Annotated in this window: 15 protein-coding genes; 8 read left to right on the top strand and 7 right to left on the bottom strand. The window is 68.1% G+C overall.

Going from position 1 to position 18,359, the window contains the following annotated elements:
- Positions 1-3: 3 nt before the first annotated feature.
- From BM397_RS04015 to cysE, 5 genes are all read left to right on the top strand, one after another.
- Positions 4-636, top strand: a complete 633-nt coding sequence (locus BM397_RS04015) for a DUF2460 domain-containing protein (RefSeq protein ID WP_092422119.1) — start codon at positions 4-6, stop codon at positions 634-636.
- Entirely contained in the window at positions 636-1,517 is an 882-nt protein-coding gene (locus BM397_RS04010) for a phage/gene transfer agent baseplate hub protein (RefSeq protein WP_092422117.1), read from the top strand. The genes BM397_RS04015 and BM397_RS04010 overlap by 1 nt, the downstream gene beginning before the upstream one ends.
- On the top strand, positions 1,514-1,954 hold the full coding sequence (locus BM397_RS04005; protein WP_092422114.1) for a C40 family peptidase: 441 nt from the start codon (positions 1,514-1,516) through the stop codon (positions 1,952-1,954). The genes BM397_RS04010 and BM397_RS04005 overlap by 4 nt, the downstream gene beginning before the upstream one ends.
- On the top strand, positions 1,954-5,868 hold the full coding sequence (locus tag BM397_RS04000) for a baseplate multidomain protein megatron (RefSeq protein WP_092422111.1): 3,915 nt from the start codon (positions 1,954-1,956) through the stop codon (positions 5,866-5,868). The genes BM397_RS04005 and BM397_RS04000 overlap by 1 nt, the downstream gene beginning before the upstream one ends.
- A gap of 102 nt (positions 5,869-5,970) precedes the next feature.
- On the top strand, positions 5,971-6,789 hold the full coding sequence (gene cysE / locus BM397_RS03995; protein ID WP_092422108.1) for a serine O-acetyltransferase: 819 nt from the start codon (positions 5,971-5,973) through the stop codon (positions 6,787-6,789).
- A gap of 114 nt (positions 6,790-6,903) precedes the next feature.
- Here the strand turns inward: cysE and BM397_RS03990 are convergent, their stop codons facing one another.
- Complete coding sequence (locus BM397_RS03990) at positions 6,904-8,103, bottom strand: MFS transporter (protein ID WP_092422105.1); 1,200 nt, start codon at positions 8,101-8,103, stop codon at positions 6,904-6,906.
- A 334-nt stretch (positions 8,104-8,437) separates the two neighbouring features.
- On the opposite strand from BM397_RS03990, the gene BM397_RS03985 reads away from it, so the two are divergent.
- Positions 8,438-10,024 carry an arylsulfatase gene (locus tag BM397_RS03985; protein ID WP_092422102.1) on the top strand — a complete coding sequence of 529 codons (1,587 nt, stop codon included), beginning with the start codon at positions 8,438-8,440 and terminating at the stop codon, positions 10,022-10,024.
- A gap of 147 nt (positions 10,025-10,171) precedes the next feature.
- Here BM397_RS03985 and BM397_RS03980 read toward each other — a convergent pair whose 3' ends face one another.
- The 5 genes from BM397_RS03980 to BM397_RS03960 form a co-directional block, all read right to left on the bottom strand.
- Positions 10,172-11,494: a pyruvate dehydrogenase complex dihydrolipoamide acetyltransferase gene (locus BM397_RS03980; protein ID WP_092422099.1), complete on the bottom strand. Its 1,323-nt coding sequence runs from the start codon at positions 11,492-11,494 to the stop codon at positions 10,172-10,174.
- Between the two features lie 10 nt (positions 11,495-11,504).
- Positions 11,505-12,887, bottom strand: a complete 1,383-nt coding sequence (locus BM397_RS03975) for a pyruvate dehydrogenase complex E1 component subunit beta (protein WP_092422096.1) — start codon at positions 12,885-12,887, stop codon at positions 11,505-11,507.
- Positions 12,888-12,907: 20 nt separating this feature from the next.
- Positions 12,908-13,930, bottom strand: coding sequence for a pyruvate dehydrogenase (acetyl-transferring) E1 component subunit alpha (pdhA, locus tag BM397_RS03970; RefSeq protein ID WP_092422093.1), 1,023 nt, complete (start codon positions 13,928-13,930; stop codon positions 12,908-12,910).
- A 428-nt stretch (positions 13,931-14,358) separates the two neighbouring features.
- Positions 14,359-14,658 carry an FtsB family cell division protein gene (locus BM397_RS03965; RefSeq protein ID WP_092422090.1) on the bottom strand — a complete coding sequence of 100 codons (300 nt, stop codon included), beginning with the start codon at positions 14,656-14,658 and terminating at the stop codon, positions 14,359-14,361.
- A 208-nt stretch (positions 14,659-14,866) separates the two neighbouring features.
- The gene (locus BM397_RS03960; protein ID WP_092422087.1) at positions 14,867-16,045 is read right to left on the bottom strand and encodes a phosphoglycerate kinase; all 1,179 of its coding nucleotides are present in this window, start codon (positions 16,043-16,045) and stop codon (positions 14,867-14,869) included.
- Positions 16,046-16,207: 162 nt separating this feature from the next.
- Between BM397_RS03960 and BM397_RS03955 the strand changes: the two genes are divergently transcribed.
- Positions 16,208-16,714: a peptidylprolyl isomerase gene (locus tag BM397_RS03955; protein WP_092422084.1), complete on the top strand. Its 507-nt coding sequence runs from the start codon at positions 16,208-16,210 to the stop codon at positions 16,712-16,714.
- Positions 16,707-17,255: a peptidylprolyl isomerase gene (locus BM397_RS03950; protein ID WP_092422081.1), complete on the top strand. Its 549-nt coding sequence runs from the start codon at positions 16,707-16,709 to the stop codon at positions 17,253-17,255. Before BM397_RS03955 ends, BM397_RS03950 begins: the two co-directional genes overlap by 8 nt.
- Before the next feature lie 126 nt (positions 17,256-17,381).
- Here the strand turns inward: BM397_RS03950 and BM397_RS03945 are convergent, their stop codons facing one another.
- On the bottom strand, positions 17,382-18,317 hold the full coding sequence (locus tag BM397_RS03945) for a GNAT family N-acetyltransferase (RefSeq protein WP_092422078.1): 936 nt from the start codon (positions 18,315-18,317) through the stop codon (positions 17,382-17,384).
- Between the last annotated feature and the right edge of the window lie 42 nt (positions 18,318-18,359).

Genomic DNA, 18,359 nt, shown 5'->3' with positions numbered 1-18,359 from the left:
GCCATGAGCTTTCATGAATCACGTTTTCCCGCCGACCTGAGTTTCGGGGCCATGGGCGGGCCAGAACGGCGCACTGACGTGGTCGAGCTGAGCTCGGGCTTCGAGGAGCGCAACACGCCGTGGGCAAACTCGCGCCGGCGTTTCGACGCCGGGCTGGGGCTGCGCTCGCTGGATGACATTGCGCAGTTGCTGGCCTTTTTCGAGGCGCGGCGCGGGCAGCTCTACGGGTTTCGCTGGAAGGACTGGTCTGATTACAAGTCCTGCCTGCCTTCGGAGACCGTCTCGGCGACGGACCAGGTGATTGCCCGGGGCGATGGCGCGACACGGGTGTTCCAGCTGATCAAGACCTATCGTTCGGGCGCCGCCAGTTACGCGCGGCCCATCACCAAGCCGGTGGCCGGCACGGTGCTGGCGGCGGTACAGGACGTGGAGATGCAGGAGGGCGCCCATTTCGAGATCGATACCGCCTCCGGCCGGATCACCTTCGTCGAGCCACCGCTTGCCGGGGTCGAGGTCAGCGCGGGCTTCGAGTTCGACGTGCCGGTGCGCTTCGATACCGATCGCATCGCGGTCTCGGTGGCGAGCTTCCAGGCCGGGCAGGTGCCCGACGTACCGGTGGTTGAGGTTCGGGTCTGATGGGGGCGGCGGAGCTTCACGCGCACCTTGCGGAGGGGCCGACCACCGTGGCGCGCTGCTGGGCGCTGACGCGGTCCGACGGCCAGCGCTACGGGTTCACCGACCATGACCGCGATCTTGCGTTCGATGGGCTGATCTTCCGCGCCGGCTCGGGGCTGACGGCGCTGGCGCTGCAACAGTCGACCGGCCTGTCGGTGGACAACAGTGAGGCGATGGGCGCGCTTTCGGGGGCATCGCTGTCCGAGGCCGACATCGAGGCCGGGCGCTTCGACGGGGCTGAACTGCTGGCCTGGCTGGTCAACTGGGCCGATGTCTCGCAACGCCGGGTGACCTTTCGCGGCACGATCGGGGAAATCCGCCGCGGCGACGGCGCCTTTCACGCGGAACTGCGCGGGCTCACCGAGGCGCTGAACGTGCCGCTTGGCCGAGTGTACCAGAAGCCGTGTTCGGCGGTGCTGGGGGATGCCGACTGCCGGTTCGGTCTCGGCGCGCCCGGCTATACCTACGAGGGGGCGGTGCTGACGGTCGAGGACCAGCGGCGGTTCGAACTGGGCAGCCTGCCGGGCTTCGAAGCGGGTTGGTTTGTACGCGGCCGACTGGAGATGCTGGACGGTGCCGGTGCGGGGCTCGGCGCGGCGGTCAAGCGCGACCGGCTGCAGGAAGGCGTGCGGATCATCGAACTCTGGGAGCCATTGCGCGCAAGGCTTTCGCCGGGCGATCTGTGCCGGGTCACCGCAGGCTGCGATAGGCGCATGGAAACCTGCCGCCTGAAGTTCGACAACCTCGTCAACTTCCAGGGGTTTCCGGATATTCCGGAGGACGACTGGATGCTGTTGCACACCAGCCGTTCGGCGGCGACCGGTGGGGGGTCGCGGCGATGAGTGGGGCACGCATCGTTGTCAGCGCGAGGGACTGGATCGGCACACCCTACCTGCATCAGGCCTCGGTCAAGGGGGCGGGCTGCGACTGCCTCGGTCTGCTGCGGGGGATCTGGCGCGAGGTGATCGGGCCCGAGCCAGAGCAGGTGCCCGCCTACAGCCGCGACTGGTCCGAGCCGCAGGGCGACGAGGCGTTGCTGCGTGCGGCGCTGCGCCACCTGCGGACAAAGTGTGCCGGCGACGAGGCCCCCGGCGACGTGCTGCTGTTCCGCATGCGCGAGGGGGCGGTCGCCAAGCATCTCGGGCTGCAGGCGCGGACCGGTGCGGGCGCCAGCTTCGTGCATGCCTATAGCGGTCATGGCGTGATCGAGAGCGCGCTGACCCTGCCTTGGCGCCGCCGGCTGGCGGCGCGATTTGCCTTTCCGAGGGAGCAAGACTGATGGCCACGATCCTCCTTTCCGTTGCCGGTGCGGCGCTTGGTAGCGCCGTCGGCGGGTCGTTCCTCGGCCTGTCGATGACCGCGGTCGGGCGTTTCATCGGCGCGGGGCTGGGCCGCGCGCTGGACCAGCGGCTCATGGGGGCTGGCTCCGAGACGGTCGAGACCGGGCGCATAGAGCGGTTCCGCCTTGCCGGTGCGGGTGAGGGCGCGGCGGTGCCGCAGGTCTGGGGCAGGATGCGGGTCGGCGCGCAGGTGATCTGGGCGACCGAATTCAGCGAGCACGTGCGCAAGCAGAAGATCAGCGGCGGTGGTGGCGGCAAGGGCAGCCCGCGCAGCGAGACGACGGTGAAGAGCTACAGCTATTCGGTCAGCCTCGCGCTGGCGCTCTGCGAAGGCGAGATCACCGGGGTGAACCGGGTCTGGGCCGACGGGGTCGAGATCGCCGTGCGTGACCTCGACATGCGCGTCTATTCCGGCAGCCGCGACCAGACGCCCGATCCCAAGATGGAGGCGGTGGAGGGCGCGGGCAGGGTGCCTGCCTACCGTGGCACGGCCTACGTGGTGATCGAGGACCTTATGCTCGAACGCTTCGGGAACCGCGTGCCGCAGTTCAGCTTCGAGGTGACGCGGCCCGAACTGGCGGATACGGCGGACGTGCCCGGCGCGATCCGCGGCGTGGCGATGATCCCCGGAACCGGCGAATACGCCTTGGCAACGCGGCCTGTCTACCTGGACTACGGCGGCGGCGCGCAGGGGGCGGTGAACCTCAACACGCCCGCCGAGAGCCCGGACTTCCTTGTCTCGCTGAACCAGTTGCGGGACGAGCTGCCCGCCTGCCGTGCCGCCTCGCTGGTGGTGAGCTGGTTCGGGGACGACCTGCGCTGCGGCGAGTGCTCCATCCGTCCGAAGGTCGAACAGGCCGAGTGGGATTCGGCGCAGATGCCCTGGAGCGTGTCGGGGCTCGGGCGCGGTGCCGCGGAGCAGGTGCCGCATCTGGATGGACGCCCGGTCTACGGCGGAACGCCGGCCGATGGCTCGGTGATCGAGGCGCTTCGGGAGATGGCGGCGCGCGGGCTGGAGGTGGTCTTCTATCCCTTCATCCTGATGGACCAGATGGCGGGCAACGGGCTGACCGATCCCTGGACCGGGGCCGAGGAACAGCCGGAGCTGCCGTGGCGCGGGCGGATCACCCTGAGCCGCGCGCCGGGACGGGAGGGCTCGCCCGACGGCACCGCCGCTGCGGAAGCCGAGGTGGCGGGCTTTTTCGGCACCGCCGCAGCGGCGGACTTCTCGGTCACCGCGGACGAGGTCAGCTATTCCGGTCCCGACGAATGGTCCTTCCGCCGGTTCATCCTGCATCAGGCGGCGCTCTGCGCGGCGGCTGGCGGGGTCTCGGCCTTCTGCATCGGCTCGGAAATGCGGGCGCTGACACAGATCCGCGGCACAGGGGGCTTCCCGGCGGTCGAGGCGCTGCGCGCGCTGGCCGGCGAATGCCGCGCCTTGCTGGGACCGGGGGTGGAGATCGGTTACGCGGCGGATTGGAGCGAGTATTTCGGCTACCATCCGCAGGACGGTTCGGGCGATGTCTACTTCCACCTCGATCCGCTCTGGAGCGACCCGCAGATCGATTTCATCGGCATCGACAACTACATGCCGATCGCCGACTGGCGCGAAGGTGACGACCACGCCGATGCCGCCTGGGGTGCGATCTACAATCCCGACTACCTGATGGCCAATGTCGCGGGCGGCGAAGGGTATGACTGGTACTACCCTTCCTCCGAGGCCCGCGCGGCGCAGCGCCGCGAGCCGATCACAGACGGGGCGCATGGCGAGCCTTGGGTTTACCGTTACAAGGACCTGCGCAGCTGGTGGTCGAGCCGGCACCACGAGCGCATCGACGGGGTGCGGCAGGCTCTGCCGACCGGCTGGGAGCCGCAGAGCAAGCCGATCTGGTTCACCGAGCTTGGTTGTGCCGCCGTGGACAAGGGCGCGAACCAGCCCAACAAGTTCCTCGATCCGAAAAGCTCCGAAAGCGATCTTCCTAGGTATTCCAATGGTCTGCGCGATGAGCTTATGCAGCGCCAATACCTGCGCGCGGTCCATGCCTACTGGAACGAGCCGGCGCACAACCCGGTGTCCGAGCTCTACGGCGCGCCGATGATCGACATGTCGCGCGCGCTGGTCTGGGCCTGGGACGCACGGCCTTACCCCTGGTTTCCGGGGCTTGGCGCGCTGTGGAACGATGGAAGCAATTACCGGCGTGGGCACTGGCTGAACGGGCGCTGCTCGGCGCGGACGCTGGCCTCGGTGGTGGCCGAGGTCTGCGCGCGGGCGGGGGCGCGGGAGGTCGACGTGAGCCGGCTGTGGGGCTGGGTGCGGGGCTATCACCTGGACCGGCTGTCGGACGCGCGCGCGGCGCTGCAGCCGCTCCTGCTGGCGCATGGCGTGGACGCGATCGAGCGTGACGGCGCGCTGGTCTTCCTGCCGCGGCGCGGACGGCGGGCCGTGGCGCTCGACCCGGCTGCGCTGGTGCATGACGCGGGCGAGGAGAGCGACCTTCTGCTGACCCGCGCGGCCGATGCCGAGATGGCCGGGCGGTTGCGCTTGCGCTTCGTCGAAGCGGACGGAGATCACGCGATCTGCGGTGAGGAGGTGGTTCTGCCCGACGCGCAGACCCATGCCGTTGCAGAGACCGAGCTGACCATGGCGCTGACCCGGGCCGAAGGCCGCATGGTGCTCGAACGCTGGCTGGCCGAGGCGCGCATCGCCCGCGAGAACCTGCGCTTTGCCCTGCCGCCCTCGCAGCTGCCGCTGGGTGCCGGCGACATCATCGAACTGCCGGGAAACTCGGGGCCGCTACGTGCCCGCATCGATCAGGTCGAAATTGGCAGCCACCAGAAAATCGAGGCGGTGCGCATCGAGCCCGACACCTACCTGCCCGCCGACATGGGCGACGGCGATCCCCTTCTGCGGCCGTTTACGGCACCGGTTCCGGTGCAGCCGCTGTTCCTGGACCTGCCGCTGATGAGCGGCGAGGAGGTGCCGCACGCGCCGCATCTCGCGGTGACTGCCAGCCCCTGGCCGGGCAGCGTTGCGGTCTACGACTCCGTGTCGGACGCCGACTACGTGCTGAACGAGATCATCGCCGCGCGTGCCACGGTTGGGGTGACCGAGACGCCGCTTTTCGCTGCGCCGACCGGGCGGGTGGACCGGGGCGAGGCGCTGCAGGTGCAGATGCGCTCGGGCGCTCTGCAGTCGGTCTCGGAAGAGGCGCTGCTGGGCGGCGCGAACGTGATGGCGATCGGCGATGGCACGCCGGGCAACTGGGAGCTCTTCCAGTTTCGCGACGCGCAGTTGCTCGAGCCGGGGCGCTGGCTGCTGTCGCACCGGCTGCGCGGCCAGGCGGGCAGCGACGGATTGATGCCCGGTGCCTGGCCAGCGGGCTCCTGGGTGGTGCTGATCGACGGCTCGGCGCAGCAGATCGCGCTCGCCCCGGCGCAGCGGCGCCAGGCCCGGCACTTCCGCATCGGCCCGGCGCGGCGCGGCTACGACGATCCATCCTATGTGCACCAGTTGCTGGCCTTCGACGGCAATGGGCTGCGGCCCTACCGGCCGGCGCATCTGCGGGCCGAGGCGTTTGGCGGCTCGGCACTGGCGCTCAGCTGGATCCGGCGCACGCGCATAGACGGCGACGACTGGGAGTTGCCCGAGGTGCCGCTCGGCGAGGAAAGCGAGAGCTACCTCGCGCGCGTGACGCAGGGCGGCGCGGTGATCCGCGAGGCATTCTGCACGGCTCCGTCATGGACTTATGACCCGGCGCAGGACGGGCTGACGGGCGGCTACGAGGTGCAGGTGGCGCAGGTCTCGGCGCGCTACGGGCCGGGCCCCTTTGCGCGATTGGCACTCTCGGCCTGATCGGCTCTTTCATCTCCGTCCGCGATCCCCTAGATCACGGTTTTGCATTTCGACCCGTGACGGCTATCTGCTAGAGTGGCCGGCAACTGACGGAGGATTCCAATGGCCAAGACCCGTGCCAAGATCGCCGAACTGGACCCTGTCTGGGCCCGCATCGTCCATGAGGCCGAGGAGGTCGTCGCCGCAGAGCCGCTGCTTGGGGGGTCGGTGCACTACTCGATCCTGCACCATCCGACCATCGAGCGGGCGCTGGCGTATCGCATTTCTCTCAAGTTGGCGAACGGCGAGATGTCCGAGCAGATCCTGCGCGAGATCTGCGACGAGGCCTACAGTTCCGACCCCTCGCTGGCGCTGAAGGCGCGGGCCGACATCCAGGCCACCTACGAGCGTGACCCGGCCTGCCACCGCTACCTGCAGCCGCTGCTCTACTTCAAGGGCTTCCAGGCGGTGCAGAGCCAACGCGTGGCGAACTGGCTGTGGCGCGAGGGGCGGCGTGACCTGTCGTATTTCTTCCAGATGCGCTCGTCCGAGGTCTTCGGCGTTGACATCCACCCCGCGGCGAAGATCGGCAAGGGCATCATGATCGACCACGCCCACTCGATCGTCATCGGCGAGACGGCGGTGGTCGGCGATGACGTGTCGATCCTGCACTCGGTGACGCTTGGCGGCACCGGCAAGGAGGACGAAGACCGTCATCCGAAGATCGGCAACGGCGTGCTGATCGGTGCCGGGGCGAAGGTGCTGGGCAACATCAAGGTGGGCGACCGCTCGCGCATCGCGGCGGGCTCGGTGGTGCTGGCCGAGGTGCCGCCCTGCAAGACCGTTGCCGGGGTGCCCGCGAAGATCGTCGGCGAGGCAGGCTGCGACCAGCCCTCGCGCTCGATGGACCAGAAGCTGACCGGCTGCAACTGCAGCGACTGAGGCGCGGCCACGGGGAATTGAGAAAGGCGCGGCCCGGTAGGACCGCGCCTTTTGCTTTGAAGGGGGGGCGCCGATCCGCCCGGACGCAAGACGAAGCCGCCGGGCGAGCCCGGCTCAGGCTCCTGCCGCCACCGCCGGCATGACCCGGCGCGCGCGGCTGCGGCTCTCCATCCATGCGAGGCCCAGCATGACGATGCCGCCCGCCGCCAGCGCCGCACCGACCTGTCCCGTGGCGTCCCAGCCGTGGCCCGCGGCCAGCGCGCGTCCGGCGAGGAACGGCCCCAGCGCGTTGGCGGCATTGAAGGCGGCGTGGTTGAGCGCCGCGGCAAGGGTCTGCGCCTCGCCCGCCACGTCCATCAGCCGCATCTGCAGCGGGATGGCGAGGCTGGCGGTGCTGCCGAGCAGGAAGATCGCGAGGCTCATCATGACCCAGTCGCCGATCACTGCGGCGTAGAGCAGCGACATGAGCGTCATCCCCGAGAGCAGCACAAGCGCGCCGCCGAGCCGCGACCAGTCCGCGAGCCGCCCGGCGATCAGGTTGCCGAGGATGCCACCAAGGCCGAAGCCGGACAGCGCCAGCGGGATCGCCCAGCCGGGCGCGGTGGTGGCATCGAGCATGGCCGCCGAGAAATAGGAATAGACCGCGAAGACCCCGCCGAAGCCGATTGCGCCGATGAGCAGCGTGCCCCAGACCGCGCGGTTGGCCAACGCCGAAAGCTCGCGCAGGGGGCTCGGCATGGGGCCGGACTGAACGCTGGGGGCAAAGCGCGCGATCATCAGCGCCGAGGCCGCGGCGATGCCGGTGGTGACCACGAAGCAGAGCCGCCAGCCAAAGACCTGACCCGCGGCACCCGCCAGCGGCACGCCGATCACATTGGCGAGCGTCAGCCCCATCAGCACCTGCGCCACGCCGCGCGCCTTGCGGCCCTCGGGCGAGAACTCGGCGGCGAACAGCATCGAGATGCCGAGGAAGGCGCCATGCGGCAGGCCGGCGAGGAAGCGTCCGGCGATCAGCAGGGGCAGGTCCGGTGCCATGGCCGAGAGCAGGTTGCCGAAGCCGAAGAAGCAGATCAGCAGAATCAGCAGCAGCTTGCGCGGGATCATCGAGCCGAGCACCGCCAGCACCGGCGCGCCGACGACGACACCGAGCGCATAGGCGCTCACCGCGTGGCCGGCGTCGGGCTCGCTCACCGCGAGATCGGCGGCGTAATAGGGCAGCAGCCCCATGGCGGCGAACTCGGAGACGCCGATTGCAAAGGCGCCGAGCGCCAGCGAGAGGATCGTCAGCAGGCCCTGACGGTCTTGGATAGCCATGTCTCAGCTCCGGGAGGCGGATGTGGGCGGAGGTCGGATTTAGGGAGCGCCGGACCGCGGAGGACATGGGACGTCCGCCGCCATGCAGCACGGCCCAATGGTATGCTGCAGGTGCATCTTCGCAAGCGACGCTTGCGCAACCTCGCCATGCAGACAGCGCATGACGTCTGGGCATGGGACGGTGTCCAGCTGCCTCGGCAGCGCCGGCATGATCAAAATTACGTTACGTCACGAAATTCTTGCGACCCGGGATTCGCCTGACAACACGCGCAGAGCGTGTGTAAATTTACTTTGGGGAACATTACCCAAACGTCTGGAATTTTGGAGAAAAGTAATGTCGAGGACACATATTCTGGCGGTTCCGCTCGCCGTTCTGGGGCTCGCGGCACCCGCCGTCGCGCAGGAGCAGGCCGAGAAGCCGAACATCCTCGTGATCTGGGGCGACGACATCGGCTGGTCCAACCTCTCATCCTACGGAATGGGGACCATGGGCTACACGACGCCCAACATCGACCGCATCGCGATGGAAGGTGTGCGCTTCACCGACCATTACGCGCAGCCAAGCTGCACCGCCGGCCGCGCCGCCTTCATCACCGGGCAGTACCCGATCCGCTCGGGCATGACGACGGTGGGCCAGCCGGGCTCTGCGCTCGGGCTTCAGGCGGCCTCGCCGACGCTGGCGGAGGAGCTGAAGCAAGTCGGCTACCGCACCGGCCATTTCGGCAAGAACCACCTCGGCGACCGCAACGAGCACCTGCCGACCGTGCACGGCTTCGACGAGTTCTTCGGCAACCTCTACCACCTCAACACCCAAGAAGAGGCCGAGCAGCGCGACTACCAGCGCTTCGGCGAGGCCTTCTCGGGCTCGCTCGAGGCCTATGAGGAGCAGTTCGGCACGCGCGGGGTGATCCACTCCTTCGCCTCCGAGACAGACGACCCCACCGAGCAGCCGCGCTTCGGCAAGGTCGGCATGCAGACCATCGAGGACACGGGCCCGCTCACCCAGGAGCGGATGAAGATGTTCGACGAGGAAGAGGTGCTGCCGCTGGCGATCGACTTCATGTCCGCGGCCAAGGAGGCGGGCGAGCCCTTCTTCGTCTGGCTCAACACCAGCCGCATGCACCTTTACACGCGGCTCAACGACGAATGGCGCTACGCTGCCGAGGAGTACACCTCGGAAGCCGATCTCTACGGCTCGGGGATGCTGCAACATGACCACGACATCGGCATGGTCCTCGATTGGCTCGACGAGCAGGGGCTCTCCGACAACACCATCGTCTGGTACTCGACCGACAACGGACCCGAGCACAACTCCTGGCCACATGGTGGCACCTCGCCGTTCCGCGGTGAGAAGATGACCACCTACGAGGGCGGTGTGCGCGTGCCGTCGATGGTGCGCTGGCCGGGCCATCTCGAGGCCGGGACAATCCTCAACGGCATCCAGGGCCACCAGGACATGTTCACCTCGCTGGCCGCTGCCGCCGGGATCGAGGACGTGGCCGCCGAGGTCATGGAAGAGAAGCAGCAGTACATCGACGGGGTGAACAACCTGCCGTACTGGATGGGCGAGGAGGACGCCTCGCGCCGTACGCACATCTTCCACTACTACGAGAGCAAGCTGACCGCTGTCCGCATGGGTCCGTGGAAGTTCCACTTCTCCACCAAGGAGGACTATTACGACAGCCTGCAGGCGCGCACCGCGCCGCTGGTGTTCAACATCCGCATGGACCCCTTCGAGAGCTACAGCAGCACCGACGCCTACGGGCACCTGATGCAGAAGGTGTCCTGGCTGATGCAGCCGATGAGCGTGCTCATGGGCCAACACCTGCAGACGCTGGCAGAATACCCGCCGGTGCAGGGCGGGGCGTCCTTCGACATGTCGAACGTCGTGGCGGATTTCCTCGACAGCGCGATGCAATAAACGCATCCACCTGACTGAAAAGGGGCGCGGGCCGGCGGGTCCGCGCCCTTTGCGTTTCAATGCCGAAAGCGGTGCCATGGGGCCGGGCAAAGCAAAACGGCCCCACGTTGCAGTGGGGCCGTTCTTTATTCCAGCGATGCGCCCGGATCAGGCGAGCATCACCATCGGGTTCTCGAGATTGTCGGCGATCGCCTGCAGAAGCTCGGCCCCCAGCGCGCCGTCAATGACCCGGTGGTCGACCGAGAGCGTCACCGACATCACCGTCGCCACGGCCAGCTCGCCATCGGCGCCGACGATCGGCTTCTTGACGCCCGCGCCCACGGCGAGGATCGCGCCATGCGGCGGGTTGATCACCGCGTCGAAGTTGTCGATGCCATACATGCCGAGGTTGGAGATCGCGAAGCTGCCGCCGATGTACTCATGCGGTGCCAGCTTCTTGTTCCGGGCCCGGCCCGCGAGGTCCTTCATCTCTGCCGAAAGCGCCGAGAGCGACTTCATCTCGGCATCCTTGAGCACCGGGGTGAAGAGACCACCCTCGATCGCCACGGCCACTGCCACGTCGGACGGCTTGAGCTTGAAGATGCGGTCGCCCGCCCAGACGGCATTTGCGTCGGGCACGGACTGCAGCGCCAGGGCACAGGCCTTGATGACGAAGTCGTTGACCGAGAGCTTCACGCCGCGCGCCTCGAGCTGCTTGTTGAGCTGGCTGCGGAACTTGAGCAGCGCGTCGAGCTTGATGTCCTTGCGCAGGTAGAAGTGCGGGATGGTCTGCTTGGCCTCGGTGAGGCGGCTGGCCACCGTCTTGCGCATGCCGTCGAGCTTGACCTCTTCGAACTCGCGCCCGTCGTACATCTTGCGCACCGCGTCGGCGCCGGGACCGGCGGGCATGGCCGCGGCCTTCGGAGCCTCGGCAGCCTTGGTCTCGGACGCTGCCGCCGGGGCGGCTGCCGCGCCGGGCTTGGCGGCCTCGACGTCAGCCTTCACGATGCGGCCGTGCGGGCCGGTGCCCTTGACCTGCGAGAGATCAAGCCCCTTGTCCGCCGCGATGCGGCGGGCCAGCGGCGAGGCGAAGATGCGGCTGCCATCGGCAGCGGCAGGCGCTGCCGGGGCAGGGGTTGCGGAGCCGGCTGCCGGGGTGGCTGCCGCTGCCTTGGCTTCTTCCGCCTTGGGTGCTTCGGCTTTCGCCTCGGCCTTGGGCGCGGAGGTTTCGATGTCGTCGGCGCTTTCACCCTCTTCGAGCAGGACCGCGATGGGGGTGTTCACCTTCACCCCTTCGCTGCCTTCCTCGATGAGGATCTTGCCGATGGTGCCTTCGTCGACGGCTTCGAATTCCATCGTCGCCTTGTCGGTCTCGATCTCGGCGATGATGTCGCCCGAGCTGACGGTATCGCCCTCTTTCACCAGCCACTTGGCCAGCGTGCCTTCCTCCATGGTGGGGGACAGCGCGGGCATCAGGATTTCCGTGGGCATGACGCTCTCCTTACCGGTAGGTGACTTGCTTCACGGCGTCGATCACCTCTGCGGTGGTGATCAGCGCGTGCTTCTCGAGGTTCGCCGCGTAGGGCATGGGCACGTCCTTGCCGGTGCAGTTGATCACCGGGGCGTCCAGCCAGTCGAAGGCGTTCTGCATGATGTAGGCCGACAGGTGGTTGCCGATGGAGCCCACCGGCCAGCCCTCTTCCACGGTCACGCAGCGGTTGGTCTTCTTCACCGACTCGATGACGGTGCCGTAGTCGATCGGGCGCAGGGTACGCAGGTCGATGACCTCGGCCGAGATGCCATCCTCGGCCAGCTTGTCCGCCGCCTCGAGGGCGTAGGTCATGCCGATGCCGAAGGAGACGATGGTGACATCGGTGCCTTCACGCCAGATCTTCGCCTTGCCGAAGGGCACGGTGAAGTCGTCCATCACCGGCACCTCGAAGGAGCGGCCGTAGAGGATTTCGTTCTCGAGGAAGATCACCGGGTTCGGGTCACGGATGGCGCTCTTCAGCAGGCCCTTGGCGTCGGCGGCCGAATAGGGCATCGCCACCTTGAGGCCGGGCACCATGGCGTACCATGCGGCGTAGTCCTGGGAGTGCTGAGCGCCGACGCGGGCGGCGGCACCGTTCGGACCGCGGAACACCATGGGCGCGCCCATCTGGCCACCGGACATGTAGAGCGTCTTGGCTGCCGAGTTGATGATCTGGTCGATCGCCTGCATGGCGAAGTTGAAGGTCATGAATTCGACAATCGGCTTCAGCCCGCCGAAGGCCGCGCCGACGCCGATACCGGCGAAGCCGTGCTCGGTGATCGGCGTGTCGATCACGCGCTTGGAGCCGAACTCGTCGAGCAGGCCCTGGGTCACCTTGTAGGCACCCTGGTACTCGGCCACTTCCTCGCCCATGACGAAGACGTTGGCGTCCGAGCGCATTTCCTCGGCCATGGCGTCGCGGAGCGCTTCGCGCACGGTCTGGGTCTTCATCTCGGTGCCCTCGGGCCAGTCGGGCTCGACCGCCTTGGCCTTGGGGGTTGCCGGGGCAGAGGCGGGGGCCGCCTCGACCGGCGCTGCCGGGGCTTCTTCCTCGGCAGGCGCGGGGGCGGCGTCGCCGCCCGAGGAGGTCTCGATCGACGAGGCATCCTCGCCTTCCTCGACCAGCACGGCGATCGGGGTGTTGACCTTCACGCCCTCGGTGCCCTCGGCGATCAGCAGCTTGCCGACGATGCCCTCGTCGACCGCCTCGAACTCCATGGTGGCCTTGTCGGTCTCGATCTCGGCGAGAATGTCGCCCGAGCTTACGGTGTCACCCTCTTTGACCAGCCATTTGGCCAGCGTGCCCTCTTCCATGGTCGGCGAGAGCGCGGGCATGAGAATTTCGGTTGCCATATCCGTCTAGTCCTTCTGCCTCAGGCCTCTACCGCGTCGCCTTGCGGCACTTCGTCGGCGTAGATGTCGGTCCAGAGTTCCTCGAGCGCCGGCTCCGGGCTCTCCTTCGAGAACTCCGCCGAGGCGTTCACGATGTCCTTGATGTTCTTGTCGATCGCCTTGAGATCGTCCTCGGTGGCGTGCTTGCCCTGCAGCAGCAGGTCGCGCACGCTCTGGATCGGGTCACGCTCGTCGCGCATCTTCTGCACTTCCTCGCGGGTCCGGTACTTCGCCGGGTCCGACATCGAGTGGCCGCGGTAGCGGTAGGTCTTCACCTCGAGGATGTAGGGGCCATTGCCCGCGCGGCAGTGCGCCACGGCCTTCTCGCCGGCTTCCTTGACCGCCAGCACGTCCATGCCGTCGACCAGCTGGCCGGGAATGCCGAAGGGCGCGCCGCGGGTGTAGATTTCCTCGGTCGAGGTCGAGCGCTTCTGGGCGGTGCCCATGGCGTACTGGTTGTTCTCGATGACGAAGATCACCGGCAGCTTCCAGATCGAGGCCATGTTGAAGGTCTCGTAGATCTGGCCCTGGTTGGCCGCGCCGTCGCCGAAGTAGGCGAAGGTGACGCGGTCGTTGCCGAGATAGGCGTCGGCGAAGGCGAGTCCGGCGCCGAGCGGCACCTGCGCGCCAACGATGCCGTGGCCGCCGTAGAAGTGCTTCTCGCGGCTGAACATGTGCATCGAGCCGCCCTTGCCCTTGGAGTAGCCGCCCTCGCGGCCGGTGAGCTCGGCCATCACCCCGTTCGGGTCCATGCCACAGGCGAGCATGTGCCCGTGGTCGCGGTAGGAAGTGATGCGCTTGTCACCCTCGCTCGCAGCGGCCTCGAGGCCGACGACGACGGCTTCCTGGCCGATGTAGAGGTGGCAGAACCCGCCGATGAGCCCCATGCCATACAGCTGACCCGCCTTCTCTTCGAAGCGGCGGATGAGCAGCATGTCATGATAGTATTGCTTGAGCTCCTCGGGCGAGACGTTCGGCTTGGCGGATGGTTTCCGGGCGGCCATGGGGACTCCTCCCAACTAGTTTAGTGTTAAACTTTCTCCCACAGTAAAACGCTGGCGCCAGAGTGTCAAAGGGCGGAGCGGGCTGTTTCGACAAAAAGTGGCGCTGACGGACCTTGCGGCAAGCAGGTGGCAAAACCCCGCCGCCCGCGGCGTCCCGGCGAGGGCGCGCCTGTGGGCTGCCTCGCCATGCGTATTTGGAAAGAGAAGAAGCCTCGAAGCGTCCGTGCCTTCTTCTCTTTGAAAATACGCGGGGGAGCGCGGCGCGGAGCGGCGTGCGGGGGCGGAGCCCCGAAAGCGCCCGGCACGGGCGCTCGATTGCGAAGACGATTGACGAGGACGGCGCCCGTCGGGGCGTGGCGGGGCGCGCGGCCTATGGTCGGTGAAAGGTAGGTCTATCCGCGCTTAGCGCAGGCCATACCTGCGTGCGCTCAGCGCACGACGATCTCGTCCGAGCGGATCATGCCGAGCACGTCGCGGGCCTGCTGGTCGAGAAGGTCAAGGTCGAGATAGTCGTCCGACAGGCGCTGGGTGACGTTTTCCATATGCGCCACCTCGGCGTTGATCCCGTCAAGCTCGGCGGTGAGCCGGTCGGCCTCGACCTCGATCTCGGCGCGGCGGAACAGGCCGTAATCGCCCTGAACGGCGGCAAAGGTGAAATAGCCCGAGAGGCTCAGGGTGATCACCGCGAAAACAAGGCCGCCGAAAGCCGGTTTGCGTCTGCCTGTCATGTGCGTGGTTCCTGATGCCTGTCTACCGGTTGGTCTGCTCTGCGCCGCGATCCCTCATTGCGCGGGGATGCGTCCGACGTGGGGGAAACCCTGACACAGCCAAGGCGGCATGAAAATCCCCCGTGGCGCCGGTTCCTGGAGTTTCGGTGCGATTGCGCGCCGATTGTGGCCGATCGGCCCGCCTCGCGGGCCGATCGGCTCTATCTGGTCAGCCGAGCGCGGCGACGCCGGGCAGGGTCTTGCCTTCCATCCACTCGAGGAAGGCACCGCCGGCGGTGGAGATATAGGTGAAGTCGTCCGCCGCGCCGGCCTTGTTCAGCGCCGCCACCGTGTCGCCGCCGCCGGCCACCGAGACCAGCTCGCCGCGCGCGGTGCGCTTGGCGGCGAATTTCGCCGCCGCGTTGGTGGCCGCGTCGAAGGGGGCGATCTCGAAGGCCCCGAGCGGGCCGTTCCAGATCAGCGTCTCGGCGCGGGCGATGGCCTGCTCCACATGCGCCACGCTGTCGGGGCCGGCGTCGAGGATCATCGCGTCGGCGGGGCAGGATTCGGCGGGCACCACTTCCGACGGTGCGTTCTCGCGGAATTCCCGCGCCACCACCACGTCGCGCGGCAGCAGGATCTCACAGCCTGCCGCGGCGGCCTTCTCGGCAATCTCGCGGGCGGTGCCGGTCATCTCGTGCTCGCAGAGCGATTTGCCCACGTCCACGCCCTGTGCGGCGAGGAAGGTATTGGCCATGCCGCCGCCGATCACCAGCATGTCGACCTTTTCCACGAGGTTGCCGAGCAGGTCGAGCTTGGTCGAGACCTTGGCGCCGCCGACCACCGCCAGCACCGGGCGTTTCGGCGCGCCGAGCGCGGCTTCCAATGCCTCGAGCTCGGCCTGCATCAGACGACCGGCGCAGGAGGGCAGCAGGTGGGCCAGCGCCGCGGTGGAGGCATGGGCGCGGTGCGCCGCCGAGAAGGCATCGTTGCAGTAGACATCGCCGAGCGCGGCGTAGCGCTTGGCGAGCTCGGCGTCGTTTTTCTCTTCGCCGGGCTCGAAACGGGTGTTCTCGAGCAGCACGACCTGGCCCTCGGCGCAGGCGGCGATCACCGCGGTGGCCTCGTCCAGCGTGGCGAAATTGACCGTCGTGCCGAAGGCGGCCTCGAGCGCCGGCACCAGCATCTTCAGCGACATCTCGGGCACGACCTGGCCCTTGGGGCGACCGAAGTGGGCGAGTAATACCGGGGTGCCGCCGCGCGACAGGATGTCCTGCACGGTGGGGGCCACGCGCTCGATCCGGGTCGCGTCGGTGACCACGCCGCCGTCCACCGGCACGTTGATGTCCACGCGGGTGAGCACGCGTTTGCCGCCGAGCTCCATGTCGTCGAGGGTCTTCCAGGCCATGTCGGTCCTCCTGATGTCTTGCTTGGTCAAAGGTCTGCCCCGTGCGGCGCGCAAGGTCAATGCGGCAGCCGCCGGGCGCAGCGGCCGGTGGGGCGGCACATCTTGGCATTCGGGCGCAGGCGGACTAAATCTCGCGCAACGAACGCCATAGGGAGTATCGACATGGCCGAGATCAAGGACCCCGAAAACACCATCCTCATCGAGCTGAAGGGCGGCACCGTCACCATCGAGCTGCTGCCCGACGTGGCGCCGAAGCACGCCGAGCGCATGAAGGAACTGGCGCGCGCGGGCGAATATGACAACGTCTGTTTCCACCGCGTTATCGATGGTTTCATGGCGCAGACCGGCGACGTCGAGCATGGTGACATGGAAGACGGCTTCAACCTGCGCCGCGCCGGCACCGGCGGCTCGCAGCTGCCCGACCTGCCGGCGGAATTCTCCAAGCTGCCGCACGACCGTGGCACGCTCGGTGCCGCCCGCTCGATGAACCCGAACTCGGCAAACTCGCAGTTCTTCATCAACTTCAAGGACAACCACTTCCTCAACGGCCAGTACACCGTCTACGGCCGGGTCATCGACGGCATGGAGCATGTCGATGCGATCACCCGCGGCGAGCCGCCTGCCGAGCCCGACCGGATGATCTCGGTCAAGGTCGCAGCCGATGCGTAAGCTGGCGCTGCTGCTTTCGGTGCTGGCCTCGCCTGCGCTGGCGGCGGGGCTCGACGTGCAGGTCGAGGGAGAGGGGGCCAACGGCACCTTCCACATCGAGCTCTTCGACGATGTCGCCCCGCAGCACGCCGCGCGGCTCACCGCTCTGGCGAAATCCGGTGCCTATGACGGCGTGGTGTTTCACCGGGTGATCGACGGCTTCATGGCGCAGACCGGCGACGTGCAATACGGCAAGCTGGGCGATGACCTGCGCATGGCCGGCACCGGCGGGTCGGACATGCCCGATCTGCCGGCGGAGTTCTCGGACAAGGACTTCGGGCGCGGCGTGGTCGGCATGGCCCGCTCGCAGAACCCGGATTCGGCGAACTCGCAGTTCTTCATCACCTTTGCCCCGGCACCGCATCTCAACGGCCAGTATACGGTCGTCGGCGAGGTGACCTCGGGCATGGAGGTGATCGACGCGATCAAGCGCGGCGAGGGCCGCAATGGCGCGGTGATCGGTCAGCCCGACGTGATGGTCAAGGTCACGCCGACCGAGTGAGAGTCGCCCAGGGATGCGGGCCGCGACCGATTGGCGCTGCCCCTCGGCCCTGCGTGCCGCGCCCCGGCCTATCCGGCCAGCCGATCGGGCCTGCGTACTTGGAAAGAGAAGAAGGGCTGGGCACCGTCAGGTGGCCAGCCCTTTTGGCAGGTGGCGGGCGAGCGGCGCGAGGGAGCGGGTGCGCAGCCAAGTGCCGCCGAGCCTGTGCGACCGCGCCCCCGTGCCCAGCTTGAATTGGGTGACACCCGGTGCGTCGGCGTCGTTCAGGATGCCGAGATCGAGCAGCTCGTGGCCCTGCGCCGCCAGCCAGCGCATCGCCTCCCAGACCAGCAGGTTCATCGCGTTGACTGCGCGGCCCCGCGGCGTCGACACGCCGGTGGTCCAGCTCGCCATGCGCCCATGCCGCAGCACTGCGATGGCGGCGACGGGCAGGCGGCCCTGCTGCGCCTCCCAGATCAGCGCGCAGCCGGGATTGGCCCGGGCGAAGGCAACGAGCATCCCGGGGGGCAGATTGCGGTAGCGCCGGGCGCGGGCCTGCGCGGCCTCGGCGGCCAGCAGCCAGTGCTTTGCCAGCAGCGGCATCCGGCGCAGGGTCAGCCCGGCGTCCTCGGCGCGGGCGAGCCTGTTGCGCCATTTCTGCCGCAGCGCCCCGCGCATCTGCGCCTCGGGCCCGATGGCCAGCAGGCCGAGTGTTGCCGGCGTCAGCAACGGCCAGAAGCCGGCGCGCCGCAGGGCATCCGCGCTTAGACCGTCGGCGTTGAGCAGCAGTGGTCCGGTGCCGCGCCGTTCGCGCAGCCAGCCCTCGGCCTCAACCGGGCTGCTGGCGACTGGCCCGCGCGAGAGCAGCGAGACGGTGCCGAGGAGCGGCATCCTGCGCGACTGGGTTTGCCAGTGCAGCACTTCGCCGCCGGGTAGCGCCTGCTGACCCGCGCGGCAGTCCACGCCGATCAGGGAGCAGGCGCGCGCGTAGTGCGGAGATTGGGGCAGGGGCAGCAGGGGCGAGGACGCCCTCCGGGAAACGGTCGGCGTCGGTCGTGAGAACAGCGGCGGTGAGTGCAGCATCGAGGAAGACTGCGCCGGTGGAGGTAGGGGCGTTGACGGCGC

Source organism: Alloyangia pacifica (genome assembly GCF_900116195.1).
Taxonomy (GTDB): Bacteria; Pseudomonadota; Alphaproteobacteria; order Rhodobacterales; family Rhodobacteraceae; genus Salipiger; species Salipiger pacificus.
Note: the sequence above shows the minus strand (reverse complement) of the source record. Positions and strands in the feature narration are given on the sequence as shown.

Coding starts and splice junctions, on each gene's coding strand:
- BM397_RS04015 (WP_092422119.1), top strand. CDS start 4: ATGAGCTTTCATGAATCACGTTTTCCCGCCGACCTGAGTTTCGGGGCC.
- BM397_RS04010 (WP_092422117.1), top strand. CDS start 636: ATGGGGGCGGCGGAGCTTCACGCGCACCTTGCGGAGGGGCCGACCACC.
- BM397_RS04005 (WP_092422114.1), top strand. CDS start 1,514: ATGAGTGGGGCACGCATCGTTGTCAGCGCGAGGGACTGGATCGGCACA.
- BM397_RS04000 (WP_092422111.1), top strand. CDS start 1,954: ATGGCCACGATCCTCCTTTCCGTTGCCGGTGCGGCGCTTGGTAGCGCC.
- cysE (WP_092422108.1), top strand. CDS start 5,971: ATGGCCAAGACCCGTGCCAAGATCGCCGAACTGGACCCTGTCTGGGCC.
- BM397_RS03990 (WP_092422105.1), bottom strand. CDS start 8,103: ATGGCTATCCAAGACCGTCAGGGCCTGCTGACGATCCTCTCGCTGGCG.
- BM397_RS03985 (WP_092422102.1), top strand. CDS start 8,438: ATGTCGAGGACACATATTCTGGCGGTTCCGCTCGCCGTTCTGGGGCTC.
- BM397_RS03980 (WP_092422099.1), bottom strand. CDS start 11,494: ATGCCCACGGAAATCCTGATGCCCGCGCTGTCCCCCACCATGGAGGAA.
- BM397_RS03975 (WP_092422096.1), bottom strand. CDS start 12,887: ATGGCAACCGAAATTCTCATGCCCGCGCTCTCGCCGACCATGGAAGAG.
- pdhA (WP_092422093.1), bottom strand. CDS start 13,930: ATGGCCGCCCGGAAACCATCCGCCAAGCCGAACGTCTCGCCCGAGGAG.
- BM397_RS03965 (WP_092422090.1), bottom strand. CDS start 14,658: ATGACAGGCAGACGCAAACCGGCTTTCGGCGGCCTTGTTTTCGCGGTG.
- BM397_RS03960 (WP_092422087.1), bottom strand. CDS start 16,045: ATGGCCTGGAAGACCCTCGACGACATGGAGCTCGGCGGCAAACGCGTG.
- BM397_RS03955 (WP_092422084.1), top strand. CDS start 16,208: ATGGCCGAGATCAAGGACCCCGAAAACACCATCCTCATCGAGCTGAAG.
- BM397_RS03950 (WP_092422081.1), top strand. CDS start 16,707: ATGCGTAAGCTGGCGCTGCTGCTTTCGGTGCTGGCCTCGCCTGCGCTG.
- BM397_RS03945 (WP_092422078.1), bottom strand. CDS start 18,317: ATGCTGCACTCACCGCCGCTGTTCTCACGACCGACGCCGACCGTTTCC.